The organism is Cellvibrio sp. PSBB006, assembly GCF_002162135.1.
GTDB lineage: Bacteria > Pseudomonadota > Gammaproteobacteria > Pseudomonadales > Cellvibrionaceae > Cellvibrio.
On record NZ_CP021382.1, the window covers coordinates 3,266,365 to 3,291,092 of the forward strand.

General features: G+C 51.2%; 10 protein-coding genes and 2 pseudogenes. 3 read left to right on the top strand and 9 right to left on the bottom strand.

Annotated elements, in window-relative coordinates; translation table 11 throughout:
• Nucleotides 1-5: 5 nt before the first annotated feature.
• From CBR65_RS13480 to CBR65_RS13505, 7 genes and pseudogenes are all read right to left on the bottom strand, one after another.
• The gene (locus tag CBR65_RS13480) at nt 6-4,118 is read right to left on the bottom strand and encodes a pectinesterase family protein (RefSeq protein WP_087467336.1); all 4,113 of its coding nucleotides are present in this window, start codon (nt 4,116-4,118) and stop codon (nt 6-8) included.
• Between the two features lie 579 nt (nt 4,119-4,697).
• A pseudogene (locus tag CBR65_RS22725) lies at nt 4,698-5,246 on the bottom strand (glycoside hydrolase); the annotation flags it as partial.
• A gap of 171 nt (nt 5,247-5,417) precedes the next feature.
• Nucleotides 5,418-6,356 (bottom strand): annotated as a pseudogene (locus CBR65_RS22730) (glycoside hydrolase 43 family protein); the annotation flags it as partial.
• A gap of 15 nt (nt 6,357-6,371) precedes the next feature.
• Nucleotides 6,372-10,238: a LamG-like jellyroll fold domain-containing protein gene (locus CBR65_RS13490; protein ID WP_087467338.1), complete on the bottom strand. Its 3,867-nt coding sequence runs from the start codon at nt 10,236-10,238 to the stop codon at nt 6,372-6,374.
• Between the two features lie 375 nt (nt 10,239-10,613).
• A complete protein-coding gene (locus CBR65_RS13495) occupies nt 10,614-11,423 on the bottom strand; it encodes a rhamnogalacturonan acetylesterase (RefSeq protein ID WP_087467339.1) in 810 nt (269 codons plus the stop codon).
• Nucleotides 11,424-11,476: 53 nt separating this feature from the next.
• Complete coding sequence (locus CBR65_RS13500; RefSeq protein ID WP_087467340.1) at nt 11,477-13,081, bottom strand: carboxylesterase/lipase family protein; 1,605 nt, start codon at nt 13,079-13,081, stop codon at nt 11,477-11,479.
• A 161-nt stretch (nt 13,082-13,242) separates the two neighbouring features.
• Nucleotides 13,243-15,969, bottom strand: a complete 2,727-nt coding sequence (locus CBR65_RS13505; RefSeq protein WP_087467341.1) for a TonB-dependent receptor — start codon at nt 15,967-15,969, stop codon at nt 13,243-13,245.
• Between the two features lie 562 nt (nt 15,970-16,531).
• On the opposite strand from CBR65_RS13505, the gene CBR65_RS13510 reads away from it, so the two are divergent.
• From CBR65_RS13510 to CBR65_RS13520, 3 genes are all read left to right on the top strand, one after another.
• Entirely contained in the window at nt 16,532-17,545 is a 1,014-nt protein-coding gene (locus CBR65_RS13510) for a LacI family DNA-binding transcriptional regulator (RefSeq protein WP_087467342.1), read from the top strand.
• A 54-nt stretch (nt 17,546-17,599) separates the two neighbouring features.
• Nucleotides 17,600-19,264: a family 43 glycosylhydrolase gene (locus CBR65_RS13515; protein ID WP_087467343.1), complete on the top strand. Its 1,665-nt coding sequence runs from the start codon at nt 17,600-17,602 to the stop codon at nt 19,262-19,264.
• 132 nt (nt 19,265-19,396) lie between these two features.
• Nucleotides 19,397-21,895: a glycoside hydrolase N-terminal domain-containing protein gene (locus CBR65_RS13520; RefSeq protein WP_198300740.1), complete on the top strand. Its 2,499-nt coding sequence runs from the start codon at nt 19,397-19,399 to the stop codon at nt 21,893-21,895.
• Nucleotides 21,896-21,966: 71 nt separating this feature from the next.
• Here CBR65_RS13520 and CBR65_RS13525 read toward each other — a convergent pair whose 3' ends face one another.
• Entirely contained in the window at nt 21,967-23,220 is a 1,254-nt protein-coding gene (locus tag CBR65_RS13525; protein WP_087467345.1) for a pectate lyase, read from the bottom strand.
• A 430-nt stretch (nt 23,221-23,650) separates the two neighbouring features.
• Nucleotides 23,651-24,619, bottom strand: coding sequence for a pectate lyase (locus CBR65_RS13530; protein ID WP_087467346.1), 969 nt, complete (start codon nt 24,617-24,619; stop codon nt 23,651-23,653).
• Nucleotides 24,620-24,728: the final 109 nt, after the last annotated feature.

A 24,728-nucleotide genomic window follows, 5' to 3' on the forward strand; every position in this document is an offset into this window, starting at 1 on the left:
TACGGCTACGGCTGTGGGTTCCACCCTTCCCCACCGTTATACGCCGAGAAAATTTTCTCCCGGTCGGCAAACTCGTTCAGGTACTCCGTTTCCGTCAGGGTGTAGCCCAGAGTCCAGGCGGAGATATCTACGGGTTCACCATTGAGATTCATGATGTTGTATTGCCGCCAACCGGCAGTTGCCGAGGCAATGGCCGGGTTGGGGGTTTTGGAGCCGTTCCAGCCGGCAGGCTGGATGTGACTGTCAATGCGCGTGTTGATAAATGCAATGTTGTCGTAATAACTGCTGCTGCCACCACTGCGCGCAAGCCAGGTTTCGCCGTCGGGGATTGTGTGTCCGAGTGGGCCGGGGCCGCGTGTGAGTCGGCTGTTAAGAAATACAAAACCTTTGTCGGTGATGTTGGCGGTGCGCGCTTGCAGAATATAACCACCGCCGCCGTTACCGCGCGAATCACCGAGCGACCGGATTTCCGATTCTTCAAACAGTGAGACATTGTTGCCGCCCCAGATAAAATCCACGTTGCCGGCAATCAGCGATTGGTAAAACCAGTTGTATCCTTTTACTAACAAGGTGTCCTGTTCGCTGATAAGGTTGATCTGTTTTGCAATCAGGCGGCCGCCGCTGTTGAAATACATCGTCTCCGCTTGTCCGCCTTCGCCGATCAAAGTGGTGTTTTTGATGGTGAGGTTTTCCAGCGTAAGCAAATCAACGGCTTCTATCAGGAACACGCTGCGTCCACCATTTGCACCACCCGCTATACCACTGCCACCCGCGCCGGGATTCAACTTGTCGTTGTTGCGATATTGAATGACGACACCTTCACGACTTTCGCCTTGAATGGTGAGTTGATTTTTATCGCGCAGGAACAGCAGCTCTTCATACACACCATTCTTTAGCGTGATGCTAGCCGGATCATCTTTGCCAATGTTGTCCATCACATAATTCAATGCACCTTGCAGGGTGCGGAAGTCGGCTGGACCGTCATCATCAACCACTACCGCATTTTCGGTCGGCGCAGCAGCACGTGTTGTAAATTGCCAGCCGGTGGTTTTCCCGATGCCTTCAAAGGTTTCACCCGCGAGTGTTGCACCGGTAAATACGCCGGCGGTAATGGCTACATAGTAAGGCGTGTTGTAGGCGAGGCGATTGTTATGCAAGTTAATCGTGACGCTATTCCCATCGATACGCACCGGGTTGGTGTTTACCGTGCGCAACCGGCTGGGGTCTACACCAATGCTGTCGGATTCCCCTTCCAGCTTGATGGTGTCTACCAGTGTGTTGTCGTTGCCGTTAAAGATCCGAATACTGCCAGTGCCTAACGCGGGCGGCGAATCAAACGTGAGACGCAGGAAAGTATCCACCGGTGTGTCGGTTTCTGCCGCCGCAGGAAATGCAGATGCGGCGGACAAATCGTAAGTCGCCACGGGCTGCACAAATTCCGGTGCAATGATCGCACTAATGGTACGCGTCAAGCTCGGATCAGAACCACTGGTAAAGGTGATTGTCGCGGTGCCTTCGCTCAGCGGTGTCAGCGTGGCTACATTCTCAACAACACTCACGTTCACCACCGCCGTATTATCCGACTCAACCGTAAACGTATCCGCAGCACCATTGGGATTGATCGCCGTCACCGTCACTTCGTAAGGATCATCATTGGCTTCGGCATTCCAGGTGGTTGCTTCCGGTGAAAGTGTCAGCTGGGATGGTTGCAGCGGGATATCGTCAGCGTCGCCGACGCGTATATAATCCACATCAAACGAAAAATTGTGGGTGAATAATCCGACTTGCCCACGTCCAGATAAACTGCTATCGCTACCTGTAATAACCGGAATGCCATCGAGATAAACGGTTAACGCATCACCTTTGAGCGTAAAGCGCACCGTGTACCAGGTATTTGGATACAGTGATAGGTTATGACGCGGCAGGAAATTTTCGCCACGTACACCGCCCACATTTTTATCCACAGCCACGCGACTGCCCGAAGGCGAACTTTGTACATTCAAGCCGGCACCGTACCAGTTATCTTCGTCCTGATAACGGGCGAGCAAATACAATTGTTTGTTGCCACCAATCTTGGTTATACGCAAGCGCGCTTCCACATAGTAATCATCGCCTTCCACATCACCCAAAGCTGCCGGGTCGCTCAACAATAAAACGCCGCCTGTACTGCCCGAGGTGTAACTCAAATACGCCGCGTCGCCGTCGTTGGTAATGGCAAAGTCACCGTTGGCACCGACCGGATTTCCGGCTTGCGCTATTTGCGTCCAGCTATTGGTCAAGCCACTGGAAAAGTCATCGCAAAAATATTCGCCAGTATCCGGGCAACCCACCACCGGTGCACTGGATGACGACGCACTGCTGCTTACCGATGAACTGACACTGCTAGCCGGTGAACTGAAGGAAGAATGTTGATAAGACGAACTGCTGGAAGTAGACCAATCATATTCATCGGGATCATTGGAAAAACCCGCACCCGGTACGTGTTTGACCAGACTGTACCAATAAACTTCTGCGTTGGTGTACCAACCCTTCGCTTCAGGATATTGCTGTTGCAAATCCTGAAAAATTTCCCACGCATCGTTTGCATCCTGTGGATCAAGGCCGTTGGCTGTTTCCCACGCATCCGGCATACCATCGCTGTCGGAATCCATGGGCGGCGCGCTGCTGTTCAGCACCGGATATCCACCAACATCCTCAGGCCGATTGATGATGCCATTACCTACACTGGCAATGCCATGACGCACCGTGTACAAGACGCGCTCGTCAACGTCATCGCGTTTCAAACTTGCGCCGGCACCCGCCAGTACCCAATCAAATACCTCCGCTGCGGATTGCGTGGTGACCTCACCCTGCACAACAGAAAATGCTTCCGCCTGAATGATGTTGTCTTTCAAACTTTCATCGTCGTAACGCACACCCAGTACATTGTTGGCAGTGACCTCTGCGTTACCTTCCAGGTAATTACCGTTTACAAAAACCCGACCCACCGGTTTAGCAGGCGAACCATTAACCAGAAATTTTGGATCGAGTGTACCGGCCGCAGCCATCGCGTTGTAATCGCTCAGGGTGTACAGGCGATCCTCTTCATACATAGGACGGCGACCACTGGCGAGGAAGATAAAGTTTTTCACATTGTCCGCCGTGGTAGCCGGACCGGGTTTGTAATAGTTATTGATAAACTGCACGCTTCTGCCTTCTGCGCCATAGGGCGGAAAGGTTGCGTGATTATAAAAAATATTATTGCGTAAATCCGCTACACCATCGACATTGGGAATGTCTTTGTGGTCGCTCCACTTGTCGAGAATGCCATCAATGCGCGGCGCGCGACTTTTATGGTGAGCCATCACATTATGGTGAAAACTCGCATTCACTCCACCCCAGTTGGAACCGTAGCCGTGCTCACCCTTGCCGTGACCCGCATCGTTCAAACTTTCACTGATCACACTCCATTGAAAGGTTACATTGTTGTTGGCATAAAACGACGTGGTTTCATCAATGGCCCAGGAAAAGCTGCTGTGATCAACAATGATGTTATTCAGATAACGGCCTTCAAACGCATCGGCCTCATTTTCAATCGCGCCGAGACGTGAGCGAATAAACCGAATCACTACATTCTCCACGCCCGACCGAATCCGCAAACTGCCACCGCGCAACGTAATACCATCCCCCGGCGCTGTCTGGCCAAGAATAGACACATCACCATTCGCAATATCGAGGTTGCTACTCAAGTCGATATAACCACTGACCTTGAACAAAATAATCCGCGGCCCGGTTTGGTTAATCGCATACCGCAAACTCCCCGGCTCGTTGTTATCGGACAGGTTGGTCACATAATAAATATCACCACCCCTTCCACCGCTGGCTTTTTTACCGAAGCCTTCTGCACCAGGAAATGCGGTGTCGATTTCTTGCCATTGCGTATAAGTTCCGGCAGCGAATGATGACGTGCTGCTGGAGGAGCTCTCATTAGCAGAAGATTGGCTGCTGTTGCTGGCAGAGTTGTTGATTGAACTGGTTGCAGCACTGCTGCTGGATTGTTGATCGGGTTCATCATCGGAACCGCCACAGGCGCTGAGGCCGAGTGCGGTGATGATGAATAGACTGGTTAGTATTTTCATCAGGAATCTCTCAAAGTTGTTATGCGTTATTGGGAATGACTTCTTGATTTTTGCGTTGATTATTGTGACGCTTTGGGCTATATCATGGGTGTTGCCTCCTTGGTTGGTGATAGACGGATGTTGATGGTTTTTTGGCAAATAGATGCCTGTGCCGCTTTTTTTTGCAGCATGATTATTTAATTAATTTCAAACGCTGAGTTTTATATTGGTGTCGAGTTTTTTTCTCCGAATGTGGGCAGCTATAGCGGAGAGGTATGCGAGACACGCCGTGAATACATCCTTGTAGGCTCGGCACCGGCATCCATGCCGGTGACGGTCTCGCATACCTCTCCGCTATACCTGCTGTGCCATATTTGTGAATGTAATTTCTTAGCAAATATCTTTGGCGGAAAATGCTTCAAGCTTCGCGCATCCGGCACATGTATTCTCGTCGCTTAGCACATTGTGAGTTCGCTGTGAGACTGGGTATTTCGAAACCCTCACGTCAGGGATGACGTGAGGGAGCTACATGGATGTATTCACCGCGTTTTCGAAATACCCAGTCTCACAGCGAACGTATTCAAAGCGCCTATCCAAGCTTCAATCGACCAACGGATTGACTTCAAAGAATTCAAAATCCCCATAACGCTCTGGATCATTACCCACGTCACTGGAACTGAACAACCCAATCTTCCCACCAACCCAACGCCCGCGATCCGCGCGAAATAATCCACTTACAGTCCGGTAATGCTTCCCATCAACACTAAATGAAAACTCCGCCTTTCCCTCCTCCCGCATCTCCACACGCAAATACACCGAATACGTATTAACGTCCTCACGAAAGCGAATGCGTTCAGCGCGATCACTCATCGCGTCATAACAGGTTGCATAAACCAGTTGGATTTTATCGCCCTCTTTGCGCAAACCGATCCAGCCATAGTGATACCCGTAAACCAGCAAACCTGCGCGGTCGCCGGTTGCCGAGCCATTCAGGGTCACGCGGGTGGTCACGGAAAATTCTGGTGCGGGAAATTTTTGCAATAAAAGCGATGCAGTGGGCCACAAGCTTTTTTGGCGGGTGGAAACGTCATCGAACTGGCTGTACAAACGTAAGTGGCCAGGACGGGCGGACAGTGAATACCATTCCGGTTTCCAGTTCGCATTCCACTGCCATTGCAAACCGAGTTTGTCGTTATCGAATGAATCGCTGGTTGCAGGCACCTTGATAGGAAAACCTTGCACCGGTTTGCGATAACGTGAAACAGGTTCGCCGACGCCCTGTGCGTTAATGTTTTGGCCCATCACCAGCCAATCGTTTTCCCAACGCATGGGTTGCAGATGCACGATGCGACCGTAAACGCCTTTGTCCTGAAAATGAAAGAACCAATCATCACCTGCCGGTGTTTGCACCCAGGCACCCTGGTGCGGGCCGTTCACGGGTGTGTTGCCTTGTTCAAGCACAATGCGATCTTCATAGGGTCCGTAAATATTCTTTGCGCGGAATACACTTTGCCAACCCGGGGCGACGCCGCCTGCGGGAGCGAAGATGTAGTAGTAGCCGTTGCGTTTATAAAACTTCGGCCCTTCCAGAGCGCGGTATTCAGGCAGTAGATCGCCATTCACCACCACTGGCGCTTCGTCATCGAGAATGCGACGTGCGTCGGGCGACATGCGGCGCAGGGTTAATTTATTGCTGATGCCCGCACGGCTGGCAGCCCAGGCATGTAATAAGTAGGCGTTGCCGTCTTCATCCCATAAGGGCGTCGGATCAATCAGGCCTTTGCCGGTGAGCAATAAATGCGGTTCACTCCAGGGGCCGGAAAAATTTTCCGCCTGGTACATGTAAATCCCCACATCAGGATCGCCGTAAAAAATCCAGAATTTATTATCGTGGTAACGCAGCGTCGGCGCCCAGACGCCGCCGCCGTGTTGTGGGCGCGAATGCACGTCCAGCGGCACTTGCTGTTGAAAAGCGTGGCCAACCAGTTCCCAATTGACCATGTCTTTGGAGGTCAACAAGGGCAAGCCCGGCGCGCTGTTAAAACTGGAGGCGGTCATGTAGTAGGTATCGCCGACACGGATCACATCCGGATCGGAATAATCGGCGTGCAGGATGGGGTTCTGGTATTCGCCATTGCCCAGGTCTGCTACCCAGGCGGATGAATGATTTATCGGTTGCTGCGCGCAGCCAGCGAGCCCTAGAACTATTCCCGCACACAATGTGGCGATAGAGAAAACTTTTTTGTAAACCTTAAACATACATCATCCTGTTTATTACCGATGGATATTCCAATGGCTGGAATCCAGTTGATTATTCGTTTGCGTGATCTCCGCGGCGCCGTTCGCGAGCGCTACACGCACTCGCGCCGCTTTTGCATTAGATCCGCGTGGCAGTTTCATTTGTAGCTGCACCGTTTTGGGTAATAAATCGGCTGGCGCGGCAAGTGGTGGAATGGTGATTCGCTGGATTTCCCTGCCCTCATGATCCTCCAACAGCAACACACCTGTTGATGTGTCTTCATGGCCCAGGCTGTGAACGGTAACGGTGAGTTGGTTGCCCTTCAGCGTGACGTCGCCACGACCTATGCCGAGGTCAGGGCGCTGTTCTACCGGCGCTGTTTCCTCGCGCAATTGCATATCAATAATCAATGTGGTTTTGGGTGGAAAGGTGAAATCGAGTGTTTGGGTTTTTTCAAAATGCACACGGCGTTGCTCGTGTTTTATATCGGCTTTGTCATCACCCGTGGTATCGACGCCGGTGCTTAATTGCCATTCGCCCGCTGCGATATTCCAGCCGGTCATGCTGGCGGCCTGGGGTTTGTTGCTGGTGTTGTAGGCAATCACTTTGAATTGATCAGGTTGCGCGCGGGGCATCAACAATGCCACCTGCACAGCACCTTCCGGATCGGCGAAGCGCCAGCTGACGCGATGGCCGGGATAGGTTTTGTTGCGACTGAGCGCGACGCCACCGAGGCGCGCACGTTGCAACAGGTCGTGCCGCGCTTCCACCCGATCACTCCACCAGTGACCTTCCGTATTGAAATACATGGACTGGGATTTTTGCCGAATCGCGTCGGCATAGAGTTGTTCTAGGTAGGTTTTATCGCCAGTGGTTTCCCAGGCGACAAAATTCTCAAAATCGCGCTGCGGTCCTGCGCTTTCGGTGAGGGTTTTTCCCCAGGTTTCGCGTTTGTCCAAGGCATCAATAAAATTATCGTTCAGGCGCGACAGGGCGCTGATGCCGCCGCGCGCTCGGCGATAGTCCAGCACCTTTAAATATTTTTTATCGCCGGTCCAATGCCAGGCCGTCCAGAACACTGTTGGCACATCGCCGGAACCGGAACCGCGCATCATCTCGCCGCCGCGCGTTGCACCGGTGCGCCAATGAATTTCGTTGGGCAACACCCACTGGCCATCATCGGCGGTGTAGGCGTAAGCCATATAACCGTCTGCCGTTTCGGTAAGTAACTGGCGGCTGCGTGGCCCTGCGTTAAATTCGCCGAGCATGATGGCGGGGTGCAGAATCGGAAACGAATAAGGTTTTTGCCATTCCCAATTATTATCGCGGTAAATTTTTTTGCCGCTGAACCAATTGCTGGAGAACAACCGATTACCCTGTGGATTCACGGTGATGATGTCATAGAGCGCATTGACGGTTTCCATCAGGCGCTCCGTTGCCAGTGGATCACCCCAGTTCAATAACAAGAGCGCGCTGTTGGTGTTGATACCTTCTTCATAAACGTGCAGCTCATCAGTTTCAATGGTGCTCAGGCCATTAGTGAACATGCCATTCTTGTATGCGGCATCGGCAAGGGCGGTGATGGAGGCATTTATTTTCTCCGGATCGACACCCATCAACGCCAGGCCGGGCCATTGTTGGACCATATCCGAATCATCGGAAATGCCGCCACCAAAGTCCCCAAAGGGTGCCTGCCGTTCATCTATCCACCAGTTAATGTGATGGCGGATCAATTTTAATTCTTCTAATTGGCGGAAAGCCCAAAGTGGACCATCTTTCGGCGCCTGGGGTTGCTCGAAAGGAAGATCGCCTTGGCTGCGGTAACTCATGTAATGCCAATACTGCCGACCCAATTGATGATCCGGTGCGACGCGCAATAAATCACTGATGTCGCGGTGAGCGCGCCGATATAACTGTTGGCGTTGCGAGGTGGTGTGTTCCTCCACCAAAAAGCCCCAGTTGTCGCGCACTTGATTAAAGCGATCCTCTGTATGTTCTGCCAATGCTTGCGCGCGTGGTTTAAAAATCAGGCGCACTTCTGCACCGTCCAGCGACGCACCGTTAAATTCCGGTGAGGCCGATGCAATGGTGAGATAAAAACTGTCGTCGGACAGGATGCGGTCACGCACATCCAGCCACAGCGTGCGCGCCTGATTCGGTTTGACGGACACCGACACATCGATAAGATCGCGCGCTGGCCACAGCGGATCTTTAACGCGAATGTTGAGTGGGATAACGCCCTTGTGGGTCGGCTTAAGCGTCAAGGCTGGCAAATCAATGGCGATGCCATCCAGGCCGTCGTACATATTTTCCCAACCGTACGCCCAACTGCGCGTTACCGCTTTGCCTGCAGGTGGATGACCGACGCTGGATGGAATCAGCACATGCACGAGGGGCTGGGATTTTTTTGCGCTGGATGTAGCACGGGTACGCACCGATGCACCGCGTGGCACGGCAGTTACCGTCTCGCGCTCATCGGCGGGAAAGCGACCAACGATAAAATCGCGCAGCTCGGCGAGATTATCAAAATCCGGCGCGACGTCCGCGCGAATGGTGTAACGCAATTTTACCGATCCTTCCGGCTCCGGTTTATAGCTGACATGATAAGCCCAGATTTCCTGGATCGGCGTTTCCTGTTCGCTGTTACTAAACCGTAACTCACCACCCTTAAGGTCCTTGATGTCGTATACACTGCGCACTGCACCTTCAGGTCTTTTCAATACCCACGTAAAATTTTCTTTCTTGTTGCCACGATATTGCAATTCACCAAAAGCTGCACCGCGAATTTCAATTCGATTAACGGTTTCCGCTGGCAAGGTCAAATCAAAATTCTTGCCGCCTTCAACATAGGTATTCCAATCCGGCAACTGAAAATAATCGTCGCGCCCCGGCAAACGTGAACGGTTATACACACCAGGCCAAGTGGTTTCAGCAATACCGTCGGTACCCTTCCACATCCACTGCTTGATATCGCGCGTATCCGCAAACTCTACCTTGCGAATACTGGTAGTCGGCGATTGCAACAGCGGCGGTGGCGTGCGCCCTTCCCAACCGTGACGAAATAGCCAGGCGTCCCGCGTAGCAAAAGATTCCGCTGTGTGCGCTTCGCGGTTGTGTGCAAGCTCGCCGACACCTGCGGCATCCAACATACGATCATAAATACGTATCTCCGCGATATCACTGCCGCGCAAAAAATTGTAACGACTTTGCACCTGATGCGGCGACAACACCCGCCCCGCCAAGCCGAACTGATCCAGGCCGCTATCAAAATCAGCACTGCCAGACCGCGTAGTCATTTCTTTGCGCGCTGCTTCACGACCATTGACATACAACACCACACCACGGGTTTCATCCCAGGCAACGGCGAGATGCAGCCATTGATCCGGCGCAGGTGTTTCAGGTATTCGATAGGAAACTCGGGTACGCGCGAGATTGGCATCGGTAACAAATGCATCGAAGCCTTCGCCATTCCAATCAAGCCGCAACCAGGCCATATCCCAACTGCTGTGGTCAGCGTAGCCAACTCGAAAAATCACAAAGGGCGCTTCGGTAACCAGGTAGCGCGAGCGCCAGAAAAACGAAAGCGTGCCGCGCTGGGCGTAGATATTGCCCGGCGCGTTCCAGCTGAGTACGCCGTTGTCGGCCCACTCGATAGCCCATCCCGGTTTGCCGGCTTGATCGGGTACGCCCGTTGGGGTGCGCTTGATGTTATCGCGAAAATTGGGTTGGGGTTCACCGGCGGCGATGTCGGCAGTGAGGCTTTCTTCGGCGCTGACGTAAAAGAGTAATTGCGGTTTGTTGGTGTCAGCGATTGTAGTATTGAAGACCAATATTGCAAACAAGCAAAGTATGCCGGTTGCATATTGTCTGGATATGTTGAGTGTGTTTCTTAATTTATTCATCAGATGACATCTCAATTAATTATTTTTCTTTCCCTGAAATTCAGTGAGCATTTTTACATCAGGTGGCACAGCAGATGTTCCGAAGCCCTCTAGACCATCACCGACATGGATGTCGGTGATGAGCCTACAGGGACGTATTCACGGCGTGTCTCGCAGAGGGCTTCGGAACAGCTGCCTTAAACTACGAAGTAACACTCTTAAACTCATATTTAATTGAGAACGGCGCTTACGGAGTACCTTGTGAGACTCGCCGTGAACCCATCCATGGGGGCTCATCACCGACATCCATGTCGGTGATGGTCTCACAAGGTACTCCGCAATCACCGCTGTGCCATCTGGTAAAACGTGGTTCTTAATTAGATAAAAAATTTATTCTTAGTGATGAGCAGGCAGGCTCTTCATTCCTTCATACACCAGCCTGGCTATTTCTTCCGCGCCTTTCGGTTGAAAATGTGTGTTGTCATTCAAACCATTGGGGTACGCCGGAAATGCACCTTTCGACAGATTCATAAAATAGGTTTGACTCACGAAATCCCGGCCTTTTTCAGTAAAGAAATCCCGCGATAACTGGCCCAGATCAATCAGCAACACATCCATTTCCTGCGCCACCTCCTTCATCGCCGCCGGATACTCGCCGTGGGAATTGCCTAGCTGGCCATTCTCCCAGGGATAGTTACGGTTAACCGGTGTTAGTAAAATCGGTAATGCTTTCTTCTCGCGCGTCTGTTGGATAAACAGGCGCAGGTATTGTTTGTAACCGGTAAGGTTGACGTAACGTTCGTGCTTTTCCAAGGCAGCGTCGTTGTGGCCGAATTGGATGAGTACCAGGTCGTCCGGTTGCAGGGCGCGGTAGATTTCGTCCCAGCGGCCTTCTTCAAAAAAGGTGCGCGTGCTGCGGCCGCCTTTGGCTTTGTTGATGACGTCAGTGTGCCCGGTTTTGATCAGGTGGCGTAGCGCGTCCAGATTTTTTTCACTGACAAAGGGCTGAAATTTTTGGCCCCAGCCGGTGACCGGGTGGCGGTTGGTCCAGTAGTCCTCGTTGAGGGTGTGATCGGCTACGGTGGAATCGGCGGCCAGGTAGATGTGGGTGATATTATCGGTTGAGCTTGCCTTGTGCGTGGCAGCACAAGCGGATAATAGAAATACGAGGAGCAAGGGCGTCAGTTGTCGGATTGTTTGGCACATCGTTGTTCTCTCTTTTCCTCTCATTTTTTTACGTTGGTTTTTTTGGTTTTGAATTAAAAAGTTCCGCGCTGGATGAACGGCACTCGTTCATAGAGTTTCCGTTCATCGCCGCGCGGATCAAAAGCCAACGCTGACTTTTCGTTAAACACCAGGGTTTCCTGTTTATCAAGGGTGTAGGGCTTCCAATCAGGAATACCTTTGTGGCTGGGATTTCCTGTTCGTGCAAAGGCGAGCAGCGCTTCGCTCATTTGATCCGCAACTATTTGGGCTGCTTTGGATGTGCCGGTACGCGACCCAGGTTGGACAATGTTGTCGAAGACCAGCGGAATATCCAGCGTGTGAAAAGCGCCGAATTTTCCATCATCGAGCGGTGAGCCCCAATCGAGTTGATATACATAAGCAGGAGCGCCCTGCCGCGCGCGTTCTTCCGCCTGAATGATGGCGCCACGCCAGGAGCGTCCGGCAGTGGTTGCGGCGAAAAATACATCTGAGGGTGAATACTTGGGATATAAACGCCGGTATTCGGCAATCACGACCTCTGGGTTGAGATCAACATATTGTTGCTCAATTAATTTTTGTGGTAGCTGTTCCCAAGTGAGCTTGAAGTTGTCCGGATCACCCCCGAGGAACGCGCGGGTTTCGTCTTTGGTGTTACCAATGACCAGTGGAATGTGGCGCGATTGCGCCGGTGCGTCGGGATAGAATGGGTGACGCAGCAATACCTGATTATCCAGAACCGGCCCAAAATAGAGGCGGTTGTTTTCTACACGCGAAGGATCTTTTACCTGGGTTGCTTCCAGTATTTTTTCCAGCGGTAAGGATTGTATGCGTGCGATTTTTTCGCGCGGCAACTGCAAGACGTCGAGAAATATTTCTGCGCGTTGTGTCGCGGCGCGCGGTCCGGCGGCAGTTACTTGTTGGCCGCTCATGGTGAAAGCACGCTGAAATAAATTGTTGGCGGCTGGCATGGCCATCAACGTAATAATCTTGGCGCCGCCACCGGATTGACCAAACACAGTGACGTTATCCGGATCACCACCAAACTCCAGCGCATGTTGTTTAACCCATTGCAAGGCTTGCACAAGATCCAGTTGACCTACATTGCCGGAATGAGCGAATTCTTTTCCGCCCAATTGCGCAAGGTAGAGATAACCAAACGCATTTAAACGGTGGTTAACCGTAATCACCACCACGTCGCCGCGCAGGCACAAATTAATGCCATCGTATTGCGGATCAGCACCAGAGCCATTGTTGTAGCCGCCGCCGTGGATGTAAAACAAAATCGGCCGCCGCGCGCCGTCGCGGAGTCCTGGTGTCCAGACATTCAAGTACAAACAATCTTCACTAATGGGTTCACGCGTATTGCGTTGCGGCGCAGCCGCTCCAAAATAAAATGTATCGCGCGTATCTGTCCATTTTTCTTCCTGCAAGGCAGGTATAAAACGACGTGTGCTTGTATCAGCGCCATAGGGAATACCGCGAAACACATGAATATTATGCTCAGTCACACCGCGAATTTTTCCACTGCGGGTTGTTGCCAGTGGATATTTATCCTGGGCATGAAGCAAGGGTGAAAGGCTAACCGCAAGACCACCGGCCAAACCTGTGCGTAATAAATGACGGCGATTGAGCGACTTGATGTTGCTGCTGGATGTCATAAGCCAATCCCGGAAGTCGTTGAAAAAAGGGGTATAAAATTCATACCCCAAACCCACTTAAGCTGCTTGCGTGGTGGGGGAAAAGGAGAGCATTTACCTCCTTTCAATTCGCCGGAATAGTGATCCGGCGAACAGAAAGTATCTTTATAATGCGATCAACATCAGAATGTGTACTGTGCACCCAGGTAGAACTGGCGACCGGAGAGCACCAGTGTTTCCAGATAATCGTAATCACTCTGCAACAAGGTTTCTGATTCGTCAGTGAGATTGAGTGCATCCAGCGTGAGCTTCAGATTGTCGTTTACCTGATAACTAAACGCCGCATCCACGACGCGCGTACCGTCGGCAGTATCCGCACCGGGACCTGCGGTAGATGTTGTCGCACGTTGGTAAGGATCGCGATAACTCCAGGACACACGACCGCTGAAACCCGCCTCGTTTTCATACCACAAAGTGGTGTTCCAACTTATTTTGGATTGGCCGTTCATACGCGTGATAATGCGTTGGCCATTTTCATCCGTACCACCGTCCAGTTCTGATTCAATGTAGGTATAGTTGGCTTTGATTCCGAAGTTACGCAACCAGTCTGGCCCGACAGTGATGGGCTGTTGATATTGGACTTCCCAACCTTCGAGCGAGCCACCTTTTCCATTGACAGAGGTGCGGTAGTTAAAGATGTCGTCCACAGTTGCTGGTCCCGGCTCCAACAGACTATCTGAATAACCCAACGCGCGAATTTCCGCCCAGGTCAAATCTTCGCGAATACTTTCCGGGAAAGATTCAATATCTTTTTCGAAATACGCCAGAGAGATCAACGACTCTTCAGCAAAATACCATTCAACAGAAAGGTCTGTCGCTTCTGCACGGAAAGGTTCAAGGTAGGGGTTACCTGCCGTGAGAACACGGTTGAAGCGATCCACACTGCCGCCCGGTGTCAGACTGCCCAACCCCGGACGGGTCATCACCTCTGACCAGGATGCGCGCAGCAACACATCACCCACGGGTTCAAGCACGAGGTTCAACGCGGGCAAGGTATCACTGTAATTGCGTTTTATAGTTTGTTCTGCACCGCTGACCAGGCCGCTGGAGGTTTGATCTGTTTCCACTTCGCGCACACCGATATCACCACGGAAGGGCATGCCCGCAATATCCGTAGAGAAATCCAATTGCACGTGGAAGCCAAGGCTTTCTTCTTCCACCCAACGATCTGCACCCTGGTTGGCAACCAGAGGGAAGCAAGCGTCATTGGTAAATAAACCATATTGCTCTGTCACCACATTCAGGTCAGGCAAGAAGAACGCAGGTGAATTACCGGTTGGTTGAAACACCGAACCCATCGCATTGGTAACTTGTAAATCATCCAACGTAATGTCACAGCCAGCCGGTACATCCACGGCGAGATTTTCATGGTCACCTTGATCAATGATCGCACGGTCGCGGGTGTATTGATTATTGTCGAAAGTAAATTCTTTCCAGGAGGCGCCGGTGTTCAGCGTCATTTCAATATTGCCGACATAGAAATCATATTCAATTTCACCGCGCAGGGTATCGAAAGTATTGGTGGTATCTGCGGGGCGATCACGCAGTTCCGCAACCCAATAGTTCTCCGAGTTAGCCGGATTGAAACCAAAGCTGATCACAGGATCAGTCATGCTATTACGGTAGTCGTAACTCATATCGGCGTTGTAACGCTCGAACACAGCGGTGGTTTCACTGTGAACTTCGTGTTGCGACTCTGAAGTTCCCGCAAGGGCTTTGATGCGCAGTGAATCGGTGAAGTCATGATCAAGTGTCAGCGATACTTGATGAAATTCCGTGCTCCAATCCTGACGGAAGTGTTCATTACGCACATCCACACCAGACAAGTCGGCATACATCAAACCGTTGCGTTCAGCATCGTAAAAATAGTCGTTAACGGTAGTTTCAATTCGGCCCGTTCCACCGGTACGTGCGAGGGAAATCGGAGTCAGAGTATATTCGCTTTGCACCTGACCAAGGTCGGCATACATTGCATCAAGCGTAATAAGCGTTTCGTCTGCCGGCTTCCATTGCAAGGAACCGGTAAAGCCTAAACGATCAATGTCAATATTGCGGTCCATTTGACGGGGAAAGCGCGGGTGTGCGGCACTATTCACAGCATCTGGCAAATCGGCGGCGTTAGCCCATTGGTTGTCACCGGTGTTGCGGTTTGATTCCCAGCGACCGGAGTTATGACCGATTTGATCAACATCGCGTGAAGAGTAAGCTACCGAAAACAACGCACCAAAAGTGCCGGGATCATTGGTAAAACTCACCAACGCTGTCGCGCGTGGGTCAAAGGACTCTGACTGATCGTTATAGCCACCTTGCACAGAGGTCACAAAGGTAAATTCATCGTAATCCAGTGGCTTGCCGGTGGATAAATCTACCGTAGCACCCAAAGAGCCTTCTTCAACCGCCGCCGACTGGCTTTTGCGCACGTCGATACGGCTGAACAATTCAGACGCAAAAATATTGAAATCAAACGCGCGACCGCGATTACCCAAACCGGTAGAGATAGTTTCCATACCGTTGATACGCACACGCGTAAAATCCGCACTCAAACCGCGCACATTGATCTGCTGCCCTTCACCGCCGACGCGAGTGATGTTCACACCCGGCACACGCTGCATGGATTCAGCGAGGTTGTTATCGGGGAATGACGCAATATCATCGGCCACGATGCTGTCGATGGCCGCCGTATTGTTGCGTTTTACGTTCAGCGCGCTGGCCAGGCTATCGCGAAAGCTGCCGGTGACCACAATTTCTTCAATGTCTGACTCCTGTGCGGACACCTGATGCACACTGGCGGCAATAGCGGCGCACACGCTGAGGGTTAATAATTTATGTTTAAAGATTTTATTATTCATGGTTGATTCCTCGTTTAATTATTGTTGCTGCTGTTACGTCCTGCTTGTTGTTATTTCCTGCTGTACGTCCTGCTATTGACGCGACGTCAATACAACATCCTGAATAAAGATCCCCGGCCACACAGCGCACTTGCAAAAAACTGCCGCCGCCTAAATGCGGATAGCGTGCGCCGGGCGGCGATCGGGAAATTCGTTACGGTGTTAGCGCCCCCGAAGGGCGAGCGAGCTGGGGCACGGGACGGCTTGGAAAAGGCAGCCCTACCCGGTGCTTGGGGGCCGGGGAAATGTAAGATGATGGCGACATGGCACCGGACTGTGGCTGAATCGTTGTTGTCATCGGCTGTTCTCTCGGTCTTGCTTGGCTGAATTATTCTTATTTGGTCACACGCCCGGCGGCCTTTTTGGCGCCAGAATCTTTTTTGCTAATACGTGTTAGCATTAAAATTATCATATGGTTATTATGAATACAAGATGCTACTTATTTTTTTATCGCATATTGCAAATTCGTGTTAGCACTGGCTTAATCTAAAAACAGTCGATAAAAAACCGATAAGTGAAGACTATGGGCAAGACAATTGAGGAAATCGCGGCGGAACTGGGTATTTCCGTCACCACGGTCAGGCTGGTGCTGCTGGGCAAGGCCCGGCAATACCGCATCAGTGCGAAGACCGAAGAGCGGGTTAAACGCTACACCGACGAGCACGGTTACCAGATCAACCATACCGCGCGCAGTTTGCGCCTGCAGCGTACCGATTCTCTGGCGCTGATCGTACCGCGCCTGTCGAACCACTTTTTTGCACTGCTGGCGGAGCTATTGGAAATTCGCTGCCGCGCAGCGGGACTGCAATTATTTATTTCCTGTTGCTATGACGATCCCGCGACGCAATTGCAGTTGATCCAGAATTTTCGCCAGCGCAACATCGATGGACTATTTGTTGTGCCATCCAACGCCGAGATCCCGCCTAAAGCCGCACAATTGTTTGAGCAACGTATGGTGCTGCTTGATCGCGATTTCGGTTTTGCAGAGTATCCGGTGGTGGTCACGGCCAACGAAAGCAGCAGCGCGACATTAACCCAAAAACTTTATCGTTTTAGCCAGACGCGCGCGGCCACGACACGGTTTTTATTTATCGCCGGTAATCCGGAAATGCCATCCATTGCCGGTCGTCTACACGGTTTTCAGCACGCTCTGGCCGAGCTGGATTTTCCTGCCGAGCAGATCGAGATCTGCCATGCACCGCGCAACGGTTTTACCGAAGGTGTCGATGCAATAACCGAATTTTTACAACGTAACGTTGAATTACCGAGCGTATTAATAACCTCATCCATTCCCTTATTCGAAGGCGCGCTGCACGCGTTGCGCCGGGAGCATGGCGCTGTTCCGCCGGAGATGATCCTGGCCACTTTCGACGACCACACCATGCTGGATTTCTTACCCAATCCGTTGTGTTCTGTGCGTCAGGATTCTGCGTTTATGATCAATGCTGCATTCACCGAGATGGAAAAATTAATTCAGGGCATCCAAGAGCCTGAGCGGCATATTGCTGCCATGGATATCATCAGCCGTCATATGTAAATTTTTTTGCAAAGCCATAACAAAAAATTATTTCACGAGAGAGAGGAAAGACCCATGCATCAACGTACCATTTTATTACTTTATGCGCTGCTGGCACTCGTATTGAGCGCGTGTCATAGCACACCTCAATACGCGTCGCACGTGTCAGAAAAAGATTGTACGGAACATCTGGGCATTTCGTTTTTGCGGCATTGTCAGACATGGGCCACAACCCACGAAGGTCAACGCAAGGCGGACTTGGGTGACGGCACTTATTTGAATCCCATTGTCGCCGGCGACCATCCCGATCCCAGCATTTTGAAAGATGGGGAAAACTACTACATGGTGTTTTCTACCTTTGAATCCTATCCCGCACTAACCATCTGGCATTCGCAGGATATGATCAACTGGCAACCCGTCGGCCCTGCACTGACCAAGTATGTCGGCAGCATCTGGGCGCCGGAGCTGACCAAACACAACGGTCGTTACTACGTGTATATTCCCGCTAAATTGCCGGGCCATAATTCCAATTACGTGGTGTGGGCTGATGATATTCGCGGTCCCTGGTCCGACCCGATTGATTTAAATCTCGATAAAAAATACCCGGACCGTATCGACCCCGGTCATCTGGTGGGTGAAGACGGCAAACGTTATCTATTTTTCTCCCACGGCGATTATGTGCAACTGGCAGACGATGGCTTGAGTCTCGTTGGTGAGATGAAGCATGTCTACGACGGCTGGAAATATCCGGAAGAATGGGATGTGGAAAGTTACGCGCAAGAAGGCCCGAAGATGTTAAAGCACGGTGATTATTTTTATATGGTCACCGCTGTCGGCGGCACCGCCGGCCCGCCTACCGGGCACATGGTGATTGCCGCGCGCGCCAAATCCGTTCACGGCCCTTGGGAAAATTCGCCCTACAACCCCATCATTCGCACGGAATCCGCCGCGGAAAAATGGTGGTCGCGCGGTCACGCCACCTTGGTGGAAGGCCCGACCGAGGGCGACTGGTACATGATGTATCACGGTTACGAGAATGGTTTTCACACACTCGGTCGTCAGGCGATGCTGGAGCCAATTGAATGGACCGATGATGGCTGGTTTCGCTCCAAGGGTTACAACGTAGGCCAACCCATTCCCAAACCCGCTGGTGGTATCGCCGATGCAAACGGCATGCCTTTATCGGATGATTTCAGCTCCAATAAATTTGGCGTGCAGTGGAGTTTCTTTCGCGGTGATGTCACCGAAAGCAAACGCCTGCGTTACGGAAAAGATGAGCAAGGGCCTTACCTGGAGTTAAGTCCGAAAGGTGATTCACCGAGCAATTCATCACCCATGACATTTGTCGCCGGCGATCAGGCTTATCAATTTGAAGTGGATATTGAATTGCAACCGGGCGCACTGGGCGGTGCCTTGTTGTTTTACAACGATAAGCTGTACGCCGGTGTGGGAATTGCAGAGAAAGGTTTTCTGTTGCATCGCTACGGCATGGATCAGCGCTATACCAAACGCCCGACAGGGAATAAATTCCGATTACGCGTAACCAATGATCGTCATATATTAACAATTCACTACAGCACAGATCGCGGGAAAACCTGGCACAAATACGATACGCAGATGGAAGTCTCCGGTTATCACCATAACGTGGCCTACGGTTTTATGAGTTTGCGCCCGGCGATTTATGCCGCCGGCACCGGCAAGGTAAAGTTTCGTAATCTGATTTATCGCGCGCTTCCCTGATTTATACTTTAGCGGCCCGCCAGGCGGGCCGGTTTTTTATTCCTACAATAATACTCATACTGCTCGGCATATCTCTGTGCAGCGGCTCATGTGCGGTTGCTGAAATCATTGTTCCCTAACAGGATTGTCATCATGCTTTCCGTTTTCACTTCTTTTTCTTCACGCTTGGGCATGCTGTTATATGTCGGCGCTGCTTTGTTAACACTCTCCTGTCAAACCACCCATGCTCCCTCGTCATCCACCGATTTACGCCTGTGGTACAAACAGCCGGCACAGAATTGGAACCAGGCCTTACCCATTGGTAACGGCCGCTTGGGTGCTATGGTGTTTGGTAATCCGGCACAGGAACAGCTTCAGTTAAATGAAGACACCATTTGGGCCGGCGGTCCAAACAATAACGTTAATCCGGCCGCTGCCGATGCAATTGCACAAGTCACCGACTTATTACTCGCGGGTGAATATGAAAAGGCGCAGGCTCTGGCTGATCGAAAGATTAAATCCACTAACGATGGCATGCCTTATCAAACCCTGGGCAATCTGACGCTGGATTTTCCCGATCATGCGGAGTACACCGATTTCTATCGCGACCTGGATTTGGCCAATGCGGTGGCGACAGTTCGCTATCGCCACAATGGCGTGACTTTTACGCGCGAGATGTTCAGTTCGTTTACCGATCAGGTGGTGGTCATCCGCTTAACGGCAGATCATGCCGGGCAAATTTCCACGCGCCTTGGTTTTAACAGCCCGCAAACACATCAGCTGTATGTTGAAGACTCTCGTTTACGCATTGAGGGGCAAGGCCATGCGCATGAGGGTGTAGAAGGCAAGATTCAATTTACGGCTTTGATCGAACCACAGGTGGTTGGTGGTCGAGTAAAGAAAGCGGCCGAGGGTTTGGTTATTGAAGCAGCGGATGAAGTCATTATTCGTATCGCCGTCGGCACCAACTTTAATCACTATGATGATGTAAGTGGTAACAGTTTAGCGCGGGCCGAGGATTATTTGCGTCGCTCCCACGATAAACCTTATTCAGCGATGCGGAGTACGCACCAACAGTTTTATCAACAATTTTTTAATCGCGTTACGCTTGATCTCGGTAAAACACCGGCAATAAAACAGCCGACCGATCAACGCATTGCCAATTTTTCCCGCCAGGATGATCCGCATCTGGCCATGTTGTATTTCCAGTATGGTCGTTATCTGTTGATCTCCAGCTCGCAACCGGGCACCCAGCCGGCAAACTTGCAAGGTATCTGGAACCCACACACCAATCCGCCGTGGGACAGCAAGTACACCGTCAACATCAACACTGAGATGAATTACTGGCCCGCCGAAGTTACACAACTGTCTGAGTTGCACGAACCATTGTTTGACATGCTCGAAGACCTTTCTGTAACGGGTCAGGACAGCGCTAAAAAACTGTATGGTGCGCGCGGCTGGATGATGCATCACAACACCGATCTCTGGCGTATTACCGGGCAAGTGGATGCGCCCTTTTATGGTCAGTGGCAAACCGGCGGAGCCTGGTTAAGCCAGCATATCTGGATGCATTATTTATTTACCGGCGATAAAGATTTTTTGCGCAAGTATTACCCGGTGTTGCGCGGAGCCGCGCAGTTTTTTGCAGATACCCTGCAAGTGGAACCCGCGCATCAATGGCTGGTCGTGGTGCCCTCCAACTCACCGGAAAATACTTACCGCCGCGAAGGCACACCAACATCAATCAGCGCCGGTACTACCATGGATAACCAACTGGTGTTTGATTTATTTTCAGCGGTTATTGATGCATCAGCTGTGCTGGGTATCGACAAAAAATTCGCAACGGAACTACAAACCAAACGTGACCGTTTACCGCCTATGCAGATCGGTCGCTTCGGGCAATTGCAGGAGTGGCTGGAAGATTGGGATGATCCGCAGGATCATCATCGTCATGTATCGCACCTGTATGGTTTGTTTCCGAGTAATCAGATTTCCCCTTACCGCACACCTGAGTTGTTAAACGCTGCGAAAGTATCCCTGGCCCATCGCGGTGATAAGTCAACCGGCTGGTCCATGGGCTGGAAGATCAACTGGTGGGCACGCTTCCTCGATGGCAATCGCGCCTACGCGTTATTGCAAGAACAAATTAATCTTACCGAAGCAACTGATGCTATCTCCGAAAAAGGCGGCACCTACGCGAATATGCTCGACGCCCATCCGCCGTTTCAAATTGACGGTAATTTTGGTGTGACCGCGGGCATTGCTGAGATGCTGGTGCAAAGTCACGATGGTTTTATTCACATTCTGCCTGCTTTGCCAGATGCCTGGCCAACAGGTGAAGTAAAAGGCCTGGTAACGCGCGGTGGTTTTATGGTGGACATTGCCTGGAAAGACGGGGAGCTGAGTTACCTGAGATTACATTCACAGCTGGGTGGCGTTGCGCGGCTGCGCGTTCATACCGCACTGGAGAAAACTGATCTTTTGGCCGTTGCGAATGGCGATAACCCAAACCCGTTTTTTTCGGTACCCGTTACTAAAACACCACGCATTGCCAGTGGCCTGACAGCTCAAAGATCCGTCGTGCGTGAAGGCTATTTATGGGATGTGGCAACAACGGCGGGCGAGGAATACGAATTCCATCGGGCAAAGTAGTTAATACACACAAAAAAGCGCCGACATAGTCGGCGCTCAATCAGACGAATAAAAATCGTTAATGCATGAACTTAGTAGTAAGTAATACCGGATGAACTGCAATTACCTGAACTGAATCCGATACAAATAGTAGTCCCGCTTTCCAGACGGCTGTTGGTGATCCGCGCCACGCTGCTGGAGCTGTCGGTGCGGAACACGCCTTCATTCAAACCGGATAGATCGCAACGATCAAACGCCACATCGATCTTATACGTTGTTCCACCGTTTTGACGCAGTGCTTTACCGGCGTTGCGAATAATGCAGTTGCTTACGCGCAAGGTGCTGGCCGCATTAACCTGGAAGAATTTATCACCGGCATCGTAACCTTCAATGTTAGTGACATTCACCGTACCGGATGACTTGATGGTCAAGGCATCTTCACCGACGTTCTGCCAGGTGACGTTATCTACATTACCGCTGTTGTACACGTGAATGCCGTCTGCACCGTTATTGCCAATGATCACGTTACGCAGGGTCGCACCATTTTCCACCCGGAATATCGGGTCCTGGCCTTCATCCTGGCTGCCATCACCTAAGTCACCGCCACCGTTATGCACACGGCAACTACCATCATAAGTACCGCTGGTGACACGGATAGTAGAGTTCACTGTAGTTGAGCCGTTAGCGGAACAGGACGCACCGGTAATACCACCGGAACCACCGCCCGATGAACTGCTGGAGCCGCCGCCGGAAGAGCCTGTCGGTGTACCTGACGCCGCGTTGGAGTTATACCAGTTGTTGTCGCTCAAACGGTATTTCACCCAGAACCAGTATGTTGTGCCGTTCGACAAACCGGTCGCGGTGTAGCTGCGTGCACTGCCGCTCAGGCTGGCAATACGAACACGACCGCTGGGATTGGAATCGGTATCGCGATAAATTTCAATCGCATTGATATTGGCCGAGGTAGACCAATTCAAAGACACACTACCGTTACCCGCAGACGCACCCAGACTTACATCAGAAGAACCGCCACCGGAATCTGATGAGCTGGATGAACTGGAATTGCCGCCGCCACCTGAACTACCGGTAGGAATCGAACATTCTTTTACGGACTTGTTCGGATTTGGGTCGGAACCAAAGGTCGCTACCGAACAGGAAAATGAACCGCTCAGCACTTTATAGACGAACAAATCCGCCGCACCGAAAGCGACATTGGTTGAAGAACTGACAGAACAGGTCTCACCAATTTTACAGATAGTGACATAACCGTCGGGACGGTTTTTGGCAGCGAAGACGCTGGCAGATAGGGATAGCACAACAAAAGAAAATAACAGTTTCTTTAACATAGTATTAGCTCTCTCACATTACGTTATTATTGTGCGAACAACGCCGACTTTTTTATTTTCACAATCATACCGCAGAGCGGAAATAAATCCGTCGGGCAATGATTGTTCGCGTTGCGCTTACTGCGAACTTCAAGCGGGAGAAAAATATATAGGCATACCTGGGGTAGGTAAACGGTTACCTGATATAAATGTGACAAATGAGTAGACGGATTTGCTATTACCAACTCGGCTGACAATTACAACTGATTTTATTGATTGAAATGTTTTTACAGCAGATAAAGAATAGGTTCCGATGATTTTATCGATAAAAATCATTTTCGCCATGACAGGTTGAAAAATTCTCCTGAAAAAATACACATCATCTCGATCAGAACAGAAAAAGCGCCGACCGAAGTCGGCGCTTACACAATTTAAATTTCAGCGATAAAAATTAATAATAAGTAATATTGGACGAGGTACAGTTGCCCGATCTGAAGCCGATACAGATGGTCGTACCAGACTCCAGCCGGCTGTTTGTTATGCGGGCCACACTGGTAGAGCTGTCGGTGCGGAACACGCCTTCATTCAAACCGGATAGATCGCAACGATCAAACGCCACATCGATCTTATACGTTGTTCCACCGTTTTGACGCAGCGCTTTACCCGCGTTGCGAATAATGCAGTTGCTTACGCGCAAGGTGCTGGCCGCATTAACCTGAAAGAATTTATCACCGGCATCATAACCTTCAATGTTGGTGACATTCACCGTACCGGATGACTTGATGGTCAAGGCATCTTCACCGACGTTCTGCCAGGTGACGTTATCTACATTACCGCTGTTGTACACGTGAATGCCGTCTGCACCGTTGTTGCCGATGATCACGTTACGCAGGGTCGCACCGTTTTCCACACGGAATATAGGGTCCTGGCCTTCATCCTGGCTGCCATCACCTAGCGCACCGCCACCGTTATGCACACGGCAACTACCATCATAAGTACCGCTGGTGACACGGATAGTAGAGTTCACTGTGGTTGAGCCGTTAGCGGAACAGGACGCACCGGTAATACTGCCGGAGTTGCCGCCGCCCGACGAACTGCTTGATGAACTCGTGGAGGAGTTGGACGAAGCACTGGAAGATGTGCCACCGCCAGAACTGCCGGATGGAACGGAACATTCTTTTACGGCTTTGGCAGGATTTGGATCGGAACCAAAGGTCGCCACCGAGCAGGAAAAACTGCCGCTCAATACTTTGTAAACGAATTTGTCAGCCGCACCAAAGGCCACATTCGTTGGAGAACTGACTGAACAGGTTTGGCCAATCTTACAGATAGTGACGTAGCCGTCAGGACGATTTTTGGCGGCGAAGACGCTCACCGACATGGATAACAGGGCGATTGAAACTAGCGTTTTTTTCAACATTTTTGCTCTCTCACATGACGTTATTATTGTGCGAACAGCGCTTGGGATTTTTATCTTGCGATCTAACGATAGAACCTCCGTCTGTCGCTGCCCGCGTTGCGCTTTAAAC

Excerpts from the sequence above, each read along its gene's own strand:
- CBR65_RS13480 (WP_087467336.1), bottom strand. The coding sequence starts at position 4,118 with ATGAAAATACTAACCAGTCTATTCATCATCACCGCACTCGGCCTCAGC.
- CBR65_RS13490 (WP_087467338.1), bottom strand. The coding sequence starts at position 10,238 with ATGAATAAATTAAGAAACACACTCAACATATCCAGACAATATGCAACC.
- CBR65_RS13495 (WP_087467339.1), bottom strand. The coding sequence starts at position 11,423 with ATGTGCCAAACAATCCGACAACTGACGCCCTTGCTCCTCGTATTTCTA.
- CBR65_RS13500 (WP_087467340.1), bottom strand. The coding sequence starts at position 13,081 with ATGACATCCAGCAGCAACATCAAGTCGCTCAATCGCCGTCATTTATTA.
- CBR65_RS13505 (WP_087467341.1), bottom strand. The coding sequence starts at position 15,969 with ATGAATAATAAAATCTTTAAACATAAATTATTAACCCTCAGCGTGTGC.
- CBR65_RS13510 (WP_087467342.1), top strand. The coding sequence starts at position 16,532 with ATGGGCAAGACAATTGAGGAAATCGCGGCGGAACTGGGTATTTCCGTC.
- CBR65_RS13515 (WP_087467343.1), top strand. The coding sequence starts at position 17,600 with ATGCATCAACGTACCATTTTATTACTTTATGCGCTGCTGGCACTCGTA.
- CBR65_RS13520 (WP_198300740.1), top strand. The coding sequence starts at position 19,397 with ATGCTTTCCGTTTTCACTTCTTTTTCTTCACGCTTGGGCATGCTGTTA.
- CBR65_RS13525 (WP_087467345.1), bottom strand. The coding sequence starts at position 23,220 with ATGTTAAAGAAACTGTTATTTTCTTTTGTTGTGCTATCCCTATCTGCC.
- CBR65_RS13530 (WP_087467346.1), bottom strand. The coding sequence starts at position 24,619 with ATGTTGAAAAAAACGCTAGTTTCAATCGCCCTGTTATCCATGTCGGTG.